A 15538-nucleotide genomic window follows, 5' to 3' on the forward strand; every position below is an offset into this window, starting at 1 on the left:
CTTTGCACGATGAGTATGGGTTCTGAGGGCTTTTCGGAGGATTTTCAGTGCCTTCGAAACCGAGCGGCGCGCGCGCGGCGCTGGGCCTACTCGCCACTACTAGCCTCGAGGCCGGCTGTTGCCCACCAAAAACTGCAGCATCACTCACCCTAGGAGCCTGCCTTGTCAGAACGCACTCACTGCGGCGTGAAGCCCAGCGACTCTGCCTGGTCGGTGTTTCTGGTGTTCTTGCGCCTGGGGCTGACGTCTTTCGGTGGCCCCATTGCGCACCTGGGTTACTTTCGTGAAGCATTTGTAGCGCGCCGCCAATGGCTCAGTGAACGCAGTTATGCCGAGCTGGTCGCCGTGTGCCAACTGCTTCCCGGCCCCGCCAGCAGCCAGGTCGGCATCGCTCTGGGCCTGTCACGGGCAGGGTTCACGGGCGCTGTCGCCGCGTGGGCAGGGTTCACATTGCCATCGGCCCTCCTGCTGACGCTGTGTGCTCAGGGCCTGGGGGCATGGGGAGGTGGCGCCCCAAGTGGCCTGTTGCACGGCCTGAAAATCGTCGCAGTCGCCGTGGTGGCCCAGGCGGTGTGGGGCATGGCACGTAGCCTTTGCACCGATGTTACGCGGGTAACCATCGCCCTGTTCGCTGCCTGTACCGCGCTACTGTGGCCCAACGCGATCGGGCAGATAGCCGTGATCACAGGGTCGGCCATCACAGGCTTGATCCTGCTAAAGCCTCCAGGTTCCCCGGCAGGAGAAGAGCTGCCGTTTTCAGTCAGCCGAAAGGCCGGGCTGGCTGCGCTGGCACTGTTCTTTGCCTTGTTGGTGGGCTTGCCGCTACTGACCCGCATCTGGCCCTCGCAAGCATTGGCAATGGTCAACGCCTTTTATAGCGCAGGCTCGCTGGTATTCGGCGGCGGGCATGTGGTTCTACCCTTGCTTGAGTCGGCCACAGTGGCCAATGGCTGGGTCGCAAATGACACTTTTCTCGCAGGTTATGGCCTGGCGCAGGCCATACCGGGCCCACTCTTCACGTTTGCAGCCTTCCTGGGTGCATCCATGAGCGTGCAGCCGTCCGGCTGGGTGGGCGCGACCGTTGGCATTCTCGCCATTTTCACCCCCTCCTTCCTGTTGGTGATCGGGGTAGTTCCCTTCTGGGAAGCACTGCGGCGCAGCGCCCGCAGCCAGTCAGCGCTTGCCGGGGTAAACGCCGGCGTGGTCGGGCTTCTGCTGGCTGCCTTGTACCAACCGGTGTGGACGAGCGCCATAGCCAAGCCAGCAGACTTGGCGTGGGCGCTGATCGCCTTGATGGCCCTGATGTTCTGGAAGTGGCCTGCATGGTTGGTTGTCTTGGGCTGCGGCGTGTTCGGTTGGCTGCTGAGCAGCACCTTCTAGAGACCCTTGAGACAGTATCGGCCAGCTCACTGCAAGGGAAGCGACACGATGGCAGCCAGCCCACCAGTGGCCCTGTTCTCCAGGCGCACCTCCCCACCCAGCCGCTCGACAATAGTGGCCACGATGGATAACCCCAGCCCTGCCCCATTGGGACTATTACGGCTATAGAAGCGCTCGAATACCCGCACAAGATTCGCCTCGTCTATACCTGGGCCTTCATCTTCGACAACCAGTTCGATGCGATTGGCCAGGCGCTTCAGTAATACCGTGATACGCCCGCCAGGCGGTGAATGCTCCACCGCATTGGAAACCAGGTTCTGCAAGGCGATGCCCAACGCTCCGGCATCGATCATCAGGCCATGGTCACCTTCGCTGAGATCCAGCGAGGGCTCCAGGCCGCGATCCAGTATCCAGGGGGTGAGATCCGCCAGCACATCGGTGACCACGTCGCCCAGGTCGACACGGGTGGTGGCGCGCTGACCAAGGCGCGGCTCGACCCGGGCGAGGGTCAGCAACTGGTTGACCACCCGGGTCAGCCGGTCCACGCCGCCAATCAGAAAACCCAGGGCTTTCTGGCGCTCGGCATTGGTACTGGCGGCCTGTGCGTTCTGCGCATGCAGGCGCAGGATCGCCAGCGGCGTGCGCATCTCATGGGCGGCGTCGGCAATGAAGCGATGCTCACGCCGCAGCAGGTCATCGATCTGCGCCAGCAGGCGGTTGATGGCGGCTTGCATAGGCTCAAGCTCGGTCGGCAACGGCACCAGTTGCAGGGGTTCGAGGGAGTCGGCATGGCGCCCACGAATCACATCGGCCATGTTCTGCAAAGGGCGCAAGCCCCAGCCGATGGCCGCCCAGACCAACAGTGCCAGGCCCAGGCTGCCAAGCAGGAACGGGAACAGGGTATGGCGTACGATGCGGTCGATCAGGTCGTAACGCACATCGTCGCGCTCGCCCACCCAGATTACCCACTGTTTTTCGGGCACCGGTAATACAAAGCCGCGCCACTGTTCGCCCCCACTGGCAAAGTCGTAGAAGCCCGCCGCCGCAGGCGGTGCATCGAGCGTCGGCGCACTGGGGGTGTGCACCAGCAACCGTGCTCCCTCCCCCCACACCTGAAAAGCCAGCTTGCTCTCATAGGGGTGGCCCACACGGTGGCGCCCGGCCTTGCCCAGCGCCTCGTTAAATGCCTGATACAGTTTTTCGCGGTTGCCATCCTGCACCGGCAGGTTCATTACCCCCTGCAACAGCCGGGCATTCTGAGCCATGTGAGCATCGTAGACTTCATTGATCTCGCGTCGGCTGTCGTGATAGTTGTACAACGCCAACAAGCTGGTGCCGAGCAGCATCAGCGCCATCACCCGCCACAATGTGCGCTGGCGCAACGAGCTCACAGCTTGGCCTTGACCAGATAACCGATACCGCGCACCGTGCGGATCAGGCCGTTGAACAGTTTCTTGCGCAGCTGATAGATGTTCACCTCCAGCGTGTTGCTCTCAGGCTCCTCGTCCCAGCCATACAGCAGCTGGGTCAACCGCTCACGGGTGAACACCTTGCCCGGTTGTGCCAGCAACTCGTGCAGCAGGCGATACTCCTTGGGCGTCAGTATCACAGGCACGCCGTTGTAGTGCACCTGCTGGGTGGCAGGGTCCAGGCTTACACCAGCGTGCTCGATCAGCACCTTTGCCCGCCCGGCGCTGCGCCTGAGCAAGGCGCGCAGGCGGGCCTTGAGCTCATTGAGGTCGAAAGGTTTGACCAGGTAGTCGTCGGCACCGGCATCCAGGCCAGAGATACGGTCCTCGGTCGCATCGCGCGCGGTGAGGATCAGTACCGGCAGGCTGTTGCCCCCTGCCCTCACCCGTCGCAGCAGCTCGATGCCGCCCAACCGCGGCAGCCCGAGGTCGAGGATCACCAGGTCGAACACTTCATGTTGCAGGGCATGCAGCCCGCTCAGGCCATCGCGCAGCCAGTCGAGGGTGTAGCCCTCTTGGCGTAACCCGTCGCAGATCCCCTCGCCCAGGGCGGTATCATCCTCAACCAGCAGCAGCCGCATGTTCAGTCCTGTTTGTCCTTGATGGCCTTGAGTAAAGCATCGATATCGCCACGCCGGCCCTGATCGGCCAGTTCGCGGCCTGGCCGTGGCGGCGCCTGGCGTGCTTTTTCCAGGGCAGCGGTGGCTTCAGCGTAGCGTTTTTGCCGGAACAGATGATCGGCCCAGAAGTAGTTGCTGTCGATACCGTTGGGGTTTACTTGCAGCGCCTTGCGCAACAAGGTATCTGCCTTGTCGCTGTCACCGAAGCCGATGGGCCAGCCCGGCACCTGGTCGTACAAGGTGCCCAGGCTGGTATACGCCGAGCCCTGTAGAGCATTGGGGTCGAGTTTCATCGCCTCTTCGAGGCTGGCCTTGGCCGACTTGACCTTGCCCAGCGCCCCCAGGCCGCCGGTGGCACCCGCCCAACTGCTGTTGATGATGCCCTCCCAGATCAAGGGTTCGGCCGAGCCCTGGTGCTGGTGGACCAGCGTAGAAGCGTCGGCTGCCAGTTTCTCGAATGCCTCGGCGCGTTTGTCTTTAGGCGTCTGGTACTGGATCTGCGCCCAGCGCTGCTGCAAGTTAGCCAATTGTTGGCTGCCAGCCTGGTCCAGCGCCCAGGTGAGCGGTGCAAACGCCAACAGGCCAGCGATGAACAGACGTTTCATTTGATCGACTCCTTGGAATGGCTAGCAAGGTAACGGCGGATCACCGGCAATTGCTTGCGCAGTGCGCGGTCGACCACCCCAGGCAACATGCCGTTGATGCGTACAAAGAGCTTTTCTGGCCAACCCAGGTAAAGCTCGCTGCGTTCTGACTGCACGGCCTTGAGCACAGCACGGGCCACATCTGCCGGGTCGTCCATGCCGACCTTCAGCGCCTGGTTGAGCGCCGTGGCGGCGGTGCTGTTCATCGCAGTACGGGTTGCCCGGGGGGCGGCGTACATGACATTCACCTGGGTATCCGCCAGCTCGCGGCGCAGCGCCTCTGAGAAGCCGCGTAGGGCAAACTTGCTGGCGCAGTAGGTGGCATAACCGGGGTAGCCGATCGAGCCGTAGGTGGATCCGACGTTGACCACCAGTGCCCTGGGTTGTGCGCGCAGCAGCGGCAGGCACACACGCGTCAGTTGCAAGGCGGCTTTGAGGTTGATGTCCAGCAACTCGTCCAGCGCCTGTTCGTCGATCTGGTCGAACAGGGCGAAACGGTTCACGCCTGCGGCATTGATCAGGACATTGACCCCGCCCATCTCCCGGGCACGGGCGAGCACCTGCTCACGCCCGCCATGGCTGCGCAGGTCGGCTGATTGCCAGAGCAGCCTGTCGTGATAACGGTTCATCAAACTGGCGAGCTTGCCCATCTGCCGGCTCACCGCCAGTACCCGGGCACCGGCTGCACACAGCTGCTCGGCCAGCTCCAGGCCGATGCCTCCGCTGGCGCCGGTGAGTATCACTACACACTCAGGCAAGCGCATGACGCACCTCTTGCCGGCCCGCACGCGGCAGCGCGTGGAACATGTCGGTGTACAGGCGGTAAACCACTTTGGCCGCATGAATTACAGCACGCTGGTCGTCAGCATCATCAAGGCGGTCCATCAACTGCCGGTAGGTGACCATGTGGTCCTGGTCCAGCGCACCATGGGAGCTGAGGTAGCTGAAGGCCCTGTCAGGCAACGCCAGCGTGCTCTGGATCGTGCCGGCCGCCTGGGTGGCCAGGGCAATGCTGGTGCCTTCGAGCACATTGACCATGCCAAACAGCCCGACCGGGTTGCCACGGGCAATCAAGTCGTAAAGGTAGGCGACCATCAGCTCGATCGGCAGCGCCGGGCGACCGTCACGCACCGCCTCCCAGTCGCCACCGCAGGCATTAATGTCATTGAGGACCCACTGCTCGTGGCCATACTCCTCGTCGATGTATTCGCACACGGCGCCGCGCAGCCATTCCAAACGTGAAGGCAGCCGCGCCCCGCACGCCATCATCAGTGGCACGGTGTGGCGTACATGGTGATAAGCCTGGGTCAGGAAGGCCACGTAGCTGTCGAGGCTGACGTGCCCCGCCAGCGCATCGCGTATGACCGGTACGGCAAACAGGGCCTGACGCTCCTGGGCGGTTTGCATTTGCAGGGTATCGAAAAAGGACATGGCAGACCTCACAACGGGATGTCGGATAACAGGGAGTGGTAACGCCGCAGGATGGCCTCGCGGCGCGGGCGGCCATTGGCGGTCAGTGTGTCGTCGGTACTGGACAAGGGGCACGGCAGGCGACGCCAGGCATGGACCCTGGCGTAGTCCGGCAGCAAGGTATTGCACTGCTGCACGGCCTGGTCGATGTGTGTGTCAGGGGTAGCGGGGTCCAGCGGCCAGAGCAATGCCAGGTTCTTTGGCAGGGCCTCGCCATGCACGAACGCCTGGGCAATCACGCCGCTCTGGGTCAGTTCGGCCTCCACCCACTCCGGGTTGACGTTGCGCCCGAAGCTAGTGATGAACTGGTGTTTCTTGCGGCCATCGAGGTACAGGTAGCCCTCCTCGTCGAAATGGCCAAGGTCGCCGGTGGCCCACCAGCTATCGCAGACGGGTGGTTCCTCCAGATAGCCGAGCAGCACCGAGCCCGCCACCAGTACCTCCCCGTCCTCGGCGATACGCACCTGCACATGGGGCAGCGGTTTGCCGACACTGCCGCGGCGGGTTGCGCCCGGGCGGTTCAACGCCACCACCGAAGCGCACTCGGACAAGCCATAGCCCTCGAACACCGGTAGACCAATCACTTCGGCGCGGGCCAGCAAGCTGGGCGCCACCCGGGCACCGCCGACCGCAACGAACCGTAGCGCCCCCACCCGCATCAGCCCGCGCTCGATGGCGGCGATCAGCCCCATCAACAGCTGCGGCACCAGAATCAGGCTCTGCGCGCCGCTCAGGGCGATGGCCCCCAACAAACGCTTGAAATCGACCTGGCTTGCACCGCCCATGCCCAGTTGCGCCTGGGGGTATAGCAGCACACTCGCTCCGGCCATCAAGGCGGCGTAGACACCCAGGTTTTCCAGCAGCACACCCAGCGGCAGCACCGCCAGGTAACGCTGGGGTTCACTGGGTCGGCTGGCCACCTCCAATTCCCGGGCGACACGCAACAGGGTCTCTACAGGCAGGCACACGCCTTTGGGCTTGCCCGTGCTGCCGGAGGTGTAAGTGATCTTGGCGGTACCGGCAGGCAGCGCTGCAGCGAGCTGTGCCTCGCGAACCCAGAACACGTCCTGCTGAGCGAACCCCAGCTCGGCGAGCGTACCGTGCCATTGCGGGTCGCACAGCACATGGCAGGCACCACTCTGCTCGATGCAATGGCTGAATTGAGCAACACTGAAGAACGACGGCACGATTACACAAGGACGCTCGGCAAACAGCGCCGCCAGGTCCCAGAGCAGTAGCTGCGGGCCATTATCCAGGGCCAGTACCAGCGGGCCGGACGAGCGCCCGCGCAAGCTATGGGTGCGCAACCCCACTTCGGCCAGCAATTGCCTGAAGGTGAAGCACTCGGTCGCCCCTTGCACGGCAATTGCGTCAGCGTGATCGCGCGCAAACGTCACCAGCAGTTGATGCAAACGCTCCAGTTCATGCGGCATGGCCAGTCTCCCGAAAGGCCGTAGGCAACCCCAGGCGCTGGAACACCCCGGCCTTGCCCAAGGCATCGAAGCCATGACCGATGCTGCCGGCAAAGACTTGCGGATGCTGAGCGTAGTAGGTACCCCATTGGTCCAACTGCCCATTCAGCCGAGCCGGGTCAGCCGACGCCAGTACCGACGGTACCAACCCCAGGCGCTGGAAACTGTTGATCAGTGTCGTCGCGCCGGTGAACGCCACCCACTTCAGGCCGCGTGTGCCCAGAAACCAGGTCACCGCTATGATCATGATTCGCGCGCTACCGGCACTGAGCGAGGCCAGGTTGCCCACTTCGACCATGCACTCACGCCCAAGGGGGGAGCCCGCCACGCGTGAAACTGCAGCTTCCAGCGGCTCATCCAGATAGTGTTCGAGAAACAGCGGCCCGCTGTCGGCAAGGCGCAAGCCTGCGGCAGCAATCAGCCGGCCATGGCTGTCGTGCAGCGCCAGGAGTTCTGGCAGGTAATGGTGCACATCAGCATGATGCACGTTGGCAAAACACTGATGAATGAAGTGCTCAAGCTCATCGCGGCCAGGGCCCTTGTGCAAATGAAGCGACAAGTGGGCGTTATGATCGACGTGGCTGCCGATAGGCAATGGGAGCAGGCTGCTCCACTGAGACTGAGTCATGAAACTCCCCCGGTTTGGGCTTGATGGGGTGAGTATCAGTGCTCAATCTGAAGGGAATCTGAAGTCACGGATTCGACCTTGGTCGCAGTCCGGGTACTGACCGGTGGAGGTCGAAGCCAACGCGATAACGGCGGCCGCTGACTGACCTTTATCAATCACCCAGTGCTGTTCAAGCGTAGAACCGACACGATGGCCATTACCGGCCAGACTGATGCCAGGGCCACAGGGGAACCGTCAATGTTTACTGTCACGCTGATCAACGCGCTGGTCGTGATGTTGGTGGTGGTGATTCATTACGAATGCCTGCTACGCCTGAACGACTGGCTACCGCGGCTCAAGCTCTGGAGCCGGTTTCGCATCGTCATCGGGGTGTTCGGCGCGTTGGCGGCCCACGCACTGGAAGTCTGGTGCTTTGCCCTAGCCTATTACCTGATGGCCAATGCCAAAGGCTGGGGCACGCTGAGCGGCAACTTCGACGGCACGTTCATGGACTGCGTGTACTTCTCATTCACCACTTACACCACTATCGGCTTTGGCGATATCGTGCCAAGTGGCGACCTCAAATACCTGACAGGCCTGCAGGCGCTGACGGGCCTGGTGATGATCACCTGGACGGCCTCCTTTCTGTTTCTGGAAATGCAGAAGTACTGGAAGACCAAGTAGCGAAGCGTGACCCTACCAGCCCGGTAATTGACAACTGTCAAGCGCGCACAAGATGACGCGTTGAAACTAAACCTCCTTTGTACACCCCACAAAGTAAGGAGGCTTGCCATGGAATCCGCCGAAACACCCCGCACTCACGCCGCAGCGTCATTTCCTGCCACCGCCGGCGAACACTGGATCGAAGCGCTCGACAACGGCACCCATGTGCTGATCAGGCCTTTGCAGCCCAAAGACCGCCAGCGCGAGAAGAGCTTTATCGAACGCCTGTCGCCACAGTCGCGCCACTTCCGCTTCCTGTGCCAGCTCAAGGAGCCTGGCGAAGCCATGCTGGATCAACTGATGGTCGTTGACCACGACCAGCACATGGCCTATTTGGCCCTCGCCCATGTCGACGGTGAACTGCAGGAGGTCGGTATTTCCCGTTACGCGACCCAATCGGGTAGTGAAGAATGCGAGTGCGCCGTCACCGTCCTCGATAGCTGGCAGCGTCACGGTTTAGGCACATTGCTGCTCCAACACCTGATCGACCACGCACGTGCCCAGGGCCTGCGGCACATGTATTCCATGGACGCTGCGGCCAATGCAGCGATGCGCGACCTGGCTCAGGCAGCAGGGTTTACCAGCGCCAGAGATCCGGATGACCCAAGCCAGCTGATTCACCGGCTTTCGCTGGCCTGAGGCAATACCGCGGCGGTGGCCTCCGGCACCAGGTCGAGGTGCCTCTGGCACTGCCGCCGATCGGCTGCGGTCACCCCTCCCCCGGGCCTTTCTGCCCAGCCCCTGAGCCTTGCCCTCGCTTGCATGTTCATGAAAACCTCCAGTACCGTGCTAGCGCACAGGGCCTATGGCAACCGTTTCCAGGTACTCGGGCACGCACACCGGCCAGCCGAGCTCAAGGCTTATCCGTCGGCGCAAGGTGTCCGCAGCATGCGGTTCGCCATGAATAACGTAGGTTTGCTGCGGTGGCCGGGTGAAACCGCGTAACCACTCCATGATTTCGTCCGCATCGGCATGCGCCGAGAGGTTGTCCATGGCAAACACCTGCGCCCGAATCGGCACGTCTTCGCCATGCAGGCGCACGCTGCGCGCCCCGGCCACAATATCGGCACCCCGGGTACCGCCCGCCTGAAAGCCAGAGAACAGGATGCTGTTGTGCGGATTGGGCGCCAGCGCCTTGAGGTGGTGCAACACCCGCCCCCCCGTCGCCATACCGCTGGCGGCGATGATGACTGCAGGTTCGTGCAACTGATCCAGGCGCCTGGATTCATCGACCGTGCGGATGATGTGCGTGCCTTTGCACATCTGCGCACATTCAAGCGCCGTCAAGCGGTGCTCACCTTTGAACTGCTGGTACAGGGCCGTGGCATCCATCGCCATCGGGCTGTTGAGGTATACGGGTATGTCCGGTATCAGTCCGTCGCGCTTGAGCGTGTACAGGTAGTACATCAACAGTTGCGCACGGCCAATGGCAAATGACGGTACCAGCGTGATGCCATGGCGCAGCAGGGTCTGGTTGATCACATCCGCGAGGTAACGCTCCGGGGGCTGGGCAGGGTGCGATCGGTCACCATAGGTCGATTCCACCAGCAGCGCATCGGCCGCACCGATCAGCTCGGGCGCACGCATCAGGGGGTCGTGGGGCCGCCCCAGATCGCCTGATGACACCAGCGTCTGGCCATCCACCGTCAGTTGTACGGTCGCCGCGCCGAGAATGTGCCCGGCACTGCGCAGCAACAGTTCGATACCGGGCGCGACCTGGGTGCGGTGGTGCAGCGCGACAGGCCTGAACAGGCGCAGTGCCCGTTTGGCATCCAGTTCGGTGTACAAAGGGCGAGCCGGCGAATGCCTGGAATAGCCATGACGGTTCGCATGCTCGGCTTGTTCCTCCTGCAATCGGGCGCTGTCGAGCAACAGAATTTCAGCCAAGGCACAGGTCGCCGGGGTGGCATATACGGGGCCGCTGAAGCCCTCGCGCGCCAGCACCGGCAGGTACCCGCTGTGGTCCAGGTGCGCATGCGTGAGCACCACCGCATCCACCCCCCGCAGTACTGCCGGCAGTGGCTCCCAGTTACGCAAGCGCAGTTGCTTGTAGCCCTGGAAAAGCCCGCAGTCGATCAGCACCCGTGTCGAATCACGCGTCAGCAGGAACTTGCTGCCCGTCACCGTGCCCGTACCGCCGAAAAAGGTCAGTTGCATGGCGTTGGCTCCCAGGTGTCGATCACGCAGGGATGAACGGACAGTACGCTGCACGGTGGATCGCTCACCATACGTTCTGTGGTGTCGCCCAGAAGCTTGCTCAAACCCTTGGTCTGCACTACCCCCAGGACCACCACGTCGATATCTAGGGCCGCCACCTGCTCCCGGATCACGTGCACTGCCGAGTGCGGGTCTATGTCTGTGAGCAGCACCAGCAGTTGTCGATACCGACCCATGGGAAACCTCCGGCCGCACGCGGCGATGGCAAGTAGCATCGATCTTCGAGCGCCCTACCCATCAGCGCTTGATGCGGATCAGAAAGTCATCACCTGCGCACCAACTTGATCAATGTCAGAACCGTACCGACGCCTCTCGGTACGCTACCTGGGCGGCGATGTCAGCGAAATTCTCCATGAGCTTGACCTCCACGCCTGAAAAAAAAGGCCCTCGCGGGCCTTGCACTTCAACCTTGCGAATGCTCGGGCGAGATCACCAGAACACTGCAGCTGAGCCGATGCAGAATCCGCTCGGCCGTACTGCCGATAAACCAGCCGATTCCATGATGGTGGTAGCTCCCCATCACCAGCACATCGATGTCATTGTTGTCCATGAACAGCGTCAGCACCTTGGTCGGGTCCCCCACCCGCAGGTGGCGGTGCTCGGCGGGGATCCCGTTGCGTTCGGCCAATGCCTGGAAGGCATCGGCCTGGGCCTCGTGAAGTGTTCGTGACAGGTTCGAATCGAACAGGAACGAATGTGCCCGGGCGTCGTCGGCGTCCAGGTACATGGAACCCATATCGTAGGCGTACAGCAGTTCGATCTGGGCGTTGCATTGCAAGGCCAGCTTGAGCGCTTCGCTGATGATCTGGTCGTTGAACCCTTCGAACTGATCCTCTGGGCGCGACAGATCAACTGCTGCAAGTATCCGGCGCGGCAAAGCATTGCTGGCGTTGTGAACCAGGTGCAACGGGATACGAGTGTCGCGTAACAACTGGACGTCGAGCGAGGTGAACATGGCGCGCATCCACCACGGTTCATGCTCGAGCCCCTTGATCAGCATGGCGAACGGCTGCTCACGCAGATGCGCCTGGATCTCGTCCAGCGGATGCTGCACCCACACCACCTCGGTGGTCACCGTCACGCCGCTGCGGCGCATCGACAATGCCTGGGTTTCCAGCCATTCACGGTGTTGCTGCACATAGCCCTCCCGCATGACCGCCAACGCCTGGTCGTTGACCAGGCCGGCAGTGACCAGGCCCTCAAGGTAGTCAAAGGCGACGATGTGCAATGGCATGCCCTTGGCTTTGGCCAGCGCCGCCGCACGGTCATAGACCGGCGTGCGGCGCATCAAGGGCGATGCGATCAGAAGAAGTCTTTGCAGATTGGTCATGGCACACCTCTACGGGCTCGATAAGTACCTCGATGATCTGCCAGCAGCACCTGTGCGGTTTGATGTTTATCAAAAGTCAGGCGCCACTCACCAACCCCTCACCGCTCGACGCAAAATTGACTCGGATCAAGACTTACCGGCTTTTTTAGCGCACGCTGTAGTTGCCAACAAAAATCAGCGATGCCCCGGAGGCATGCCATGGCACTCATGAAAGCGGCCATTTATGTCGAAAAGAACCGCATCGTGCTGGAAGACAAGCCCATCCCTGAGATCGGCCCGCTAGATGCGCTGATGCGCATCAGCACAACGACGATCTGTGGCACCGATGTGCATATCCTGCGTGGCGAGTATCCAGTGGCCAAAGGGCTGACCGTCGGCCACGAGCCAGTGGGTGTCATCGAAAAACTGGGCTCAGAGGTTCGCGGCTTCCACGAAGGGCAACGCGTCATCGCTGGCGCCATCACCCCAAGCGGCCACAGCAATGCCTGTCTGTGTGGTTGTGGCGCCCAAGACGGCGCCGGTACGGCGCATGGTTTCAAGGCCATGGGGGGCTGGAAGTTCGGCAATGTCATCGACGGTTGCCAAGCTGAATACGTTCGAGTGCCGGACGCAATGGCCAACCTTTCGCCCATTCCCGACAGTCTCTGCGACGAACACGTGCTGATGTGCCCCGATATCATGTCCACCGGTTTTTCTGGTGCAGAACGCGGGGGCGTGACAATCGGCGATACCGTCGCCGTGTTCGCCCTGGGCCCGATCGGCCTGTGCGCCGTCGCCGGCGCCAAAATGCTGGGCGCCACCACCATCATCGGCGTGGACACCGTGGCGGCGCGCATCAGCGTGGCACGCGAAATGGGTGCTTCACACGTGGTCGACTTCAAGCAAGGCAACGTGGTGGCGCAGATCATGGCGCTGACCGATGGCCGTGGCGTAGATGTAGCCATCGAAGCGCTGGGCACCCAGGCCACCTTCGAATGGGCACTGCGGGTGCTGCGCCCCGGCGGCACACTGTCCAGCCTGGGCGTGTACAGCGCCGACCTGCGCATCCCTGTGGATGCATACGCTGCCGGCCTTGGCGATTACCGCATCGTGACCACACTGTGTCCCGGCGGCAAAGAGCGGATGCGCCGGTTGATGGCGGTGGTTGCCAGTGGCCGCGTAGACGTTTCCCCCTTGGTCACCCACCGTTTCCGGCTCGATGATATCGAAGCCGCCTACGAATTGTTCGCCAACCAGCGCGACGGCGTAATGAAGGTGGCGATCACGCCCTGAACCTCGCCACGCCGTCGGCAAGGACGCCATTGCCCCCTATCGATAGGCAGTCCCTTGCTCATGCATGCGCTGGAGGTTCCGATGAACGTCTACGTCGAGAAAAGCGCCAACGGCAATCGCTGTTGGGTACACATGGACGAGTGGCGGGTGAGTTTCAGCACACCCTTAGAAGCCGAGCAGTTCGTAGGCGTGCTGACCGCCCGCCTCAACGCGCCTCATTCACTGAACAAGATCGCCACCGTCGCTCTCAGACCTGCGAAGGAGGCATGAAATGTCGGGGCTGACCGACTTTCAGCTGCTCGGGCAGCCTGCGCCAAAGTGCAAACCACCGGCCATTCATTTCAAACCACTGACATGCCGGTGCAGTGAGTGCCGGGTCAACGGCTTGTGTTTGCCCGCGGGTTTGCCCATGCACTGCAACAGTTATTTCGGCACACTGATCGGCCCTCGTATCCGGGTCAGCAAGGGGGCTGCGCTGTTCAGCGCTAATGTGCCCTTGAGTAGCCTGTATGCGGTGCACTCAGGCAGCTTCAAGACGAACCTGAACAACGCCGAAGGCCAGGGTGTGATCATCAACTTCTGGATGACAGGGGACGTACTGGGGCTGGATGCCGTAGCGACCGAGCTTCATGTCTGTGATGCCATCGCCCTGGAAGACAGCGAAGTGTGCCCGTTGCCCTATCATCGCCTGCAAGCCCTGGCGCGTAATTTCCCCATGCTGCAACAGAGCTTGAACCGCCTGATGAGCAGGGAGATTATCCGCGAGCATGAGCGCGTGCTGATGCTCTGCAACCTCTCTGCCGAGCAGCGGCTTGCCAGTTTTTTACTGAGCCTTTCCCGCCGCTTCGTCAGCCGCGGCTATTCACCCCACGGTTTCATGTTGCGCATGTCTCGCGAAGACATCGGCTCCTACCTCGGGCTGCGCCTGGAAACCATATGCCGCTCAGTCGCTCACTTACGCGGTCTGGGTATCGTTAACCTGCACGGCCGGCAGGTGGAGATCCTCGACATGCCAGCGCTGATCGCGCTCGAACTGGGCTCCCCGGCCAGCTTTGCCATCGCCCCGGTAAAGGCCTGATGCTCGACCTGGTGAACTTGGCTCACGGGGCCGTGGCATTGGGCATCGGCATGCTGGTTGGCCTTGAACGGGAGCGCAAGAAGGTCAACAGTGAGGCTCCCGCCGCAGCGGGTTTGAGAACCTTCGCAATCACCGCCCTGATGGGGTATGTCTGCCATGTACTGGCTGGCCCGGTTCTGGTCGGCGTTGCATTGGTGGGCATAGCGCTGCTGTTGGCCATTTACCACCGCACAAAACCCGACGAAGATTCGGACATTACCAGCGCAATCGCCTTGCTGCTGGTGTTGGTGTTGGGAGGCCTGACAGTCGAACACCCCGAGCTGGCAACCGCCATCGGTATCGTACTCACCATACTGCTGGCCCTGCGGCGTGAGCTTCATCGTTTCGTGCTGCAGCAACTGAGCGAGGGCGAACTGCGCGATGGCTTGTTGCTCCTTACAGTAGCGCTGGTTGTGCTGCCGTTGACGCCGGACCGCTTCATTGGCCCCTACGGGGTACTGAACCCGCGGGTGATCTGCACGCTGGTCGTGTTACTGATGGCCGTCGGTGCGCTAGGGCATATCGCCATGCGCCTGCTGGGGCCACGCTATGGCCTGGCCCTGAGTGCGATCGCATCCGGGTTTGCCTCTGGCTCAGCGACCATTGCCGTGCTTGGCCATCAAGCACGAAGGCAGGACACGTTCATGCGCGCGTTCGCCGCTGCAGCGGTGCTGTCCAACCTCGCCACCCTTGTCCAGTTTGGTTTGGTGATTGGCGTTGTCGACGTGCGCTTGCTGCGCCCTTTCTGGCCATCTATAGGTCTAGGTATGCTGGTCACGCTCATTTACGGCGTGCTGTTGCTGGCGCCTTGGCGCCCTGTGCCAGTCTGCCCCACGACCAAGCCTGGCAGCGGTGCTTTCAGCCTGTTCACAGCACTGCTCATCACGCTAGCGATTACCTGCATTGCATTGTTCTCGGCATTTCTGCTCGAGCACCTTGGTCACAAGGGGCTCAGCATTGCTGCCTTTATCAGTGGCTTGGGCGATGCGCATGCAGCAACTGCTTCGATCGCTTCACTCGTTGCTGCAGGCCAGCTGAACAGTGCCGACCTGACGCTACCGGCAATGATGGCGCTCACAGGGAATACCATAACCAAATGCGTACTGGCTTGGAGCAGCGGCGGTTCTTTGTTCGCTCGCCACCTCATTCCGGCTCAGTTCATCATTCTTGGCACGGTATGGCTTGCATTTTTGATCTGATACATCAGTCGGAACGCT

The 15538-nt window shown here is 61.9% G+C and carries 16 protein-coding genes and 1 pseudogene; 7 read left to right on the forward strand and 10 right to left on the reverse strand.

The features are described 5' to 3' along the window. Positions 1–162 precede the first annotated feature (162 nt). The gene (chrA, locus tag AC58X1_RS03220; protein ID WP_497428323.1) at positions 163–1380 is read left to right on the forward strand and encodes a chromate efflux transporter; all 1218 of its coding nucleotides are present in this window, start codon (positions 163–165) and stop codon (positions 1378–1380) included. Between the two features lie 26 nt (positions 1381–1406). On the opposite strand, the gene AC58X1_RS03225 is transcribed toward chrA, so the two are convergent. From AC58X1_RS03225 to AC58X1_RS03255, 7 genes are read right to left on the reverse strand one after another with little or no spacing between them, the layout of a single operon-like run. Next, a complete protein-coding gene (locus AC58X1_RS03225; RefSeq protein ID WP_497428324.1) occupies positions 1407–2771 on the reverse strand; it encodes a sensor histidine kinase in 1365 nt (454 codons plus the stop codon). Beyond that, entirely contained in the window at positions 2768–3430 is a 663-nt protein-coding gene (locus tag AC58X1_RS03230) for a response regulator (protein WP_497428325.1), read from the reverse strand. Before AC58X1_RS03230 ends, AC58X1_RS03225 begins: the two co-directional genes overlap by 4 nt. 2 nt (positions 3431–3432) lie before the next feature. Then, positions 3433–4074 carry a hypothetical protein gene (locus AC58X1_RS03235; protein ID WP_497428326.1) on the reverse strand — a complete coding sequence of 214 codons (642 nt, stop codon included), beginning with the start codon at positions 4072–4074 and terminating at the stop codon, positions 3433–3435. Next, positions 4071–4877, reverse strand: coding sequence for an SDR family oxidoreductase (locus AC58X1_RS03240; RefSeq protein WP_101319368.1), 807 nt, complete (start codon positions 4875–4877; stop codon positions 4071–4073). Before AC58X1_RS03240 ends, AC58X1_RS03235 begins: the two co-directional genes overlap by 4 nt. Next, the gene (locus AC58X1_RS03245; protein ID WP_101319370.1) at positions 4864–5544 is read right to left on the reverse strand and encodes an iron-containing redox enzyme family protein; all 681 of its coding nucleotides are present in this window, start codon (positions 5542–5544) and stop codon (positions 4864–4866) included. Before AC58X1_RS03245 ends, AC58X1_RS03240 begins: the two co-directional genes overlap by 14 nt. Before the next feature lie 8 nt (positions 5545–5552). Then, complete coding sequence (locus AC58X1_RS03250) at positions 5553–7016, reverse strand: AMP-binding protein (RefSeq protein ID WP_497428327.1); 1464 nt, start codon at positions 7014–7016, stop codon at positions 5553–5555. After that, on the reverse strand, positions 7006–7683 hold the full coding sequence (locus AC58X1_RS03255) for a thermostable hemolysin (protein WP_497428328.1): 678 nt from the start codon (positions 7681–7683) through the stop codon (positions 7006–7008). The genes AC58X1_RS03250 and AC58X1_RS03255 overlap by 11 nt, the downstream gene beginning before the upstream one ends. A 237-nt stretch (positions 7684–7920) precedes the next feature. Between AC58X1_RS03255 and AC58X1_RS03260 the strand changes: the two genes are divergently transcribed. Both AC58X1_RS03260 and AC58X1_RS03265 read left to right on the forward strand, forming a co-directional pair. Next, a complete protein-coding gene (locus AC58X1_RS03260) occupies positions 7921–8346 on the forward strand; it encodes a potassium channel family protein (protein ID WP_101319375.1) in 426 nt (141 codons plus the stop codon). Between the two features lie 108 nt (positions 8347–8454). After that, positions 8455–9024: a GNAT family N-acetyltransferase gene (locus AC58X1_RS03265; RefSeq protein WP_188035915.1), complete on the forward strand. Its 570-nt coding sequence runs from the start codon at positions 8455–8457 to the stop codon at positions 9022–9024. Positions 9025–9174: 150 nt separating this feature from the next. Here the strand turns inward: AC58X1_RS03265 and AC58X1_RS03270 are convergent, their stop codons facing one another. The 3 genes and pseudogenes from AC58X1_RS03270 to AC58X1_RS03280 form a co-directional block, all read right to left on the reverse strand. After that, the gene (locus tag AC58X1_RS03270) at positions 9175–10542 is read right to left on the reverse strand and encodes an MBL fold metallo-hydrolase RNA specificity domain-containing protein (protein WP_497428329.1); all 1368 of its coding nucleotides are present in this window, start codon (positions 10540–10542) and stop codon (positions 9175–9177) included. Beyond that, positions 10533–10721: pseudogene (locus AC58X1_RS03275) on the reverse strand (universal stress protein); the annotation flags it as partial. The gene AC58X1_RS03270 and the pseudogene AC58X1_RS03275, both read right to left, overlap by 10 nt. Before the next feature lie 284 nt (positions 10722–11005). Further along, positions 11006–11932, reverse strand: coding sequence for a universal stress protein (locus tag AC58X1_RS03280; RefSeq protein ID WP_497428330.1), 927 nt, complete (start codon positions 11930–11932; stop codon positions 11006–11008). A 198-nt stretch (positions 11933–12130) separates the two neighbouring features. On the opposite strand from AC58X1_RS03280, the gene AC58X1_RS03285 reads away from it, so the two are divergent. From AC58X1_RS03285 to AC58X1_RS03300, 4 genes are all read left to right on the forward strand, one after another. After that, positions 12131–13204 carry an NAD(P)-dependent alcohol dehydrogenase gene (locus AC58X1_RS03285; protein ID WP_150569271.1) on the forward strand — a complete coding sequence of 358 codons (1074 nt, stop codon included), beginning with the start codon at positions 12131–12133 and terminating at the stop codon, positions 13202–13204. An 81-nt stretch (positions 13205–13285) separates the two neighbouring features. Then, the gene (locus AC58X1_RS03290) at positions 13286–13474 is read left to right on the forward strand and encodes a hypothetical protein (protein ID WP_497428331.1); all 189 of its coding nucleotides are present in this window, start codon (positions 13286–13288) and stop codon (positions 13472–13474) included. 1 nt (position 13475) lies between these two features. Further along, a complete protein-coding gene (locus AC58X1_RS03295; RefSeq protein ID WP_497428332.1) occupies positions 13476–14282 on the forward strand; it encodes a helix-turn-helix domain-containing protein in 807 nt (268 codons plus the stop codon). Further along, complete coding sequence (locus tag AC58X1_RS03300) at positions 14282–15520, forward strand: MgtC/SapB family protein (RefSeq protein ID WP_497428333.1); 1239 nt, start codon at positions 14282–14284, stop codon at positions 15518–15520. The genes AC58X1_RS03295 and AC58X1_RS03300 overlap by 1 nt, the downstream gene beginning before the upstream one ends. Positions 15521–15538 lie beyond the last annotated feature (18 nt).

This window comes from Pseudomonas sp. PGPR N4 (genome assembly GCF_059693665.1).

What these genes read in the sequence shown, in the direction of transcription:
- AC58X1_RS03230 (WP_497428325.1), bottom strand. Translation starts at nt 3,430, where the DNA reads ATGCGGCTGCTGCTGGTTGAGGATGATACCGCCCTGGGCGAGGGGATC.
- AC58X1_RS03235 (WP_497428326.1), bottom strand. Translation starts at nt 4,074, where the DNA reads ATGAAACGTCTGTTCATCGCTGGCCTGTTGGCGTTTGCACCGCTCACC.
- AC58X1_RS03240 (WP_101319368.1), bottom strand. Translation starts at nt 4,877, where the DNA reads ATGCGCTTGCCTGAGTGTGTAGTGATACTCACCGGCGCCAGCGGAGGC.
- AC58X1_RS03245 (WP_101319370.1), bottom strand. Translation starts at nt 5,544, where the DNA reads ATGTCCTTTTTCGATACCCTGCAAATGCAAACCGCCCAGGAGCGTCAG.
- AC58X1_RS03250 (WP_497428327.1), bottom strand. Translation starts at nt 7,016, where the DNA reads ATGCCGCATGAACTGGAGCGTTTGCATCAACTGCTGGTGACGTTTGCG.
- AC58X1_RS03255 (WP_497428328.1), bottom strand. Translation starts at nt 7,683, where the DNA reads ATGACTCAGTCTCAGTGGAGCAGCCTGCTCCCATTGCCTATCGGCAGC.
- AC58X1_RS03260 (WP_101319375.1), top strand. Translation starts at nt 7,921, where the DNA reads ATGTTTACTGTCACGCTGATCAACGCGCTGGTCGTGATGTTGGTGGTG.
- AC58X1_RS03265 (WP_188035915.1), top strand. Translation starts at nt 8,455, where the DNA reads ATGGAATCCGCCGAAACACCCCGCACTCACGCCGCAGCGTCATTTCCT.
- AC58X1_RS03270 (WP_497428329.1), bottom strand. Translation starts at nt 10,542, where the DNA reads ATGCAACTGACCTTTTTCGGCGGTACGGGCACGGTGACGGGCAGCAAG.
- AC58X1_RS03280 (WP_497428330.1), bottom strand. Translation starts at nt 11,932, where the DNA reads ATGACCAATCTGCAAAGACTTCTTCTGATCGCATCGCCCTTGATGCGC.
- AC58X1_RS03285 (WP_150569271.1), top strand. Translation starts at nt 12,131, where the DNA reads ATGGCACTCATGAAAGCGGCCATTTATGTCGAAAAGAACCGCATCGTG.
- AC58X1_RS03290 (WP_497428331.1), top strand. Translation starts at nt 13,286, where the DNA reads ATGAACGTCTACGTCGAGAAAAGCGCCAACGGCAATCGCTGTTGGGTA.
- AC58X1_RS03295 (WP_497428332.1), top strand. Translation starts at nt 13,476, where the DNA reads ATGTCGGGGCTGACCGACTTTCAGCTGCTCGGGCAGCCTGCGCCAAAG.
- AC58X1_RS03300 (WP_497428333.1), top strand. Translation starts at nt 14,282, where the DNA reads ATGCTCGACCTGGTGAACTTGGCTCACGGGGCCGTGGCATTGGGCATC.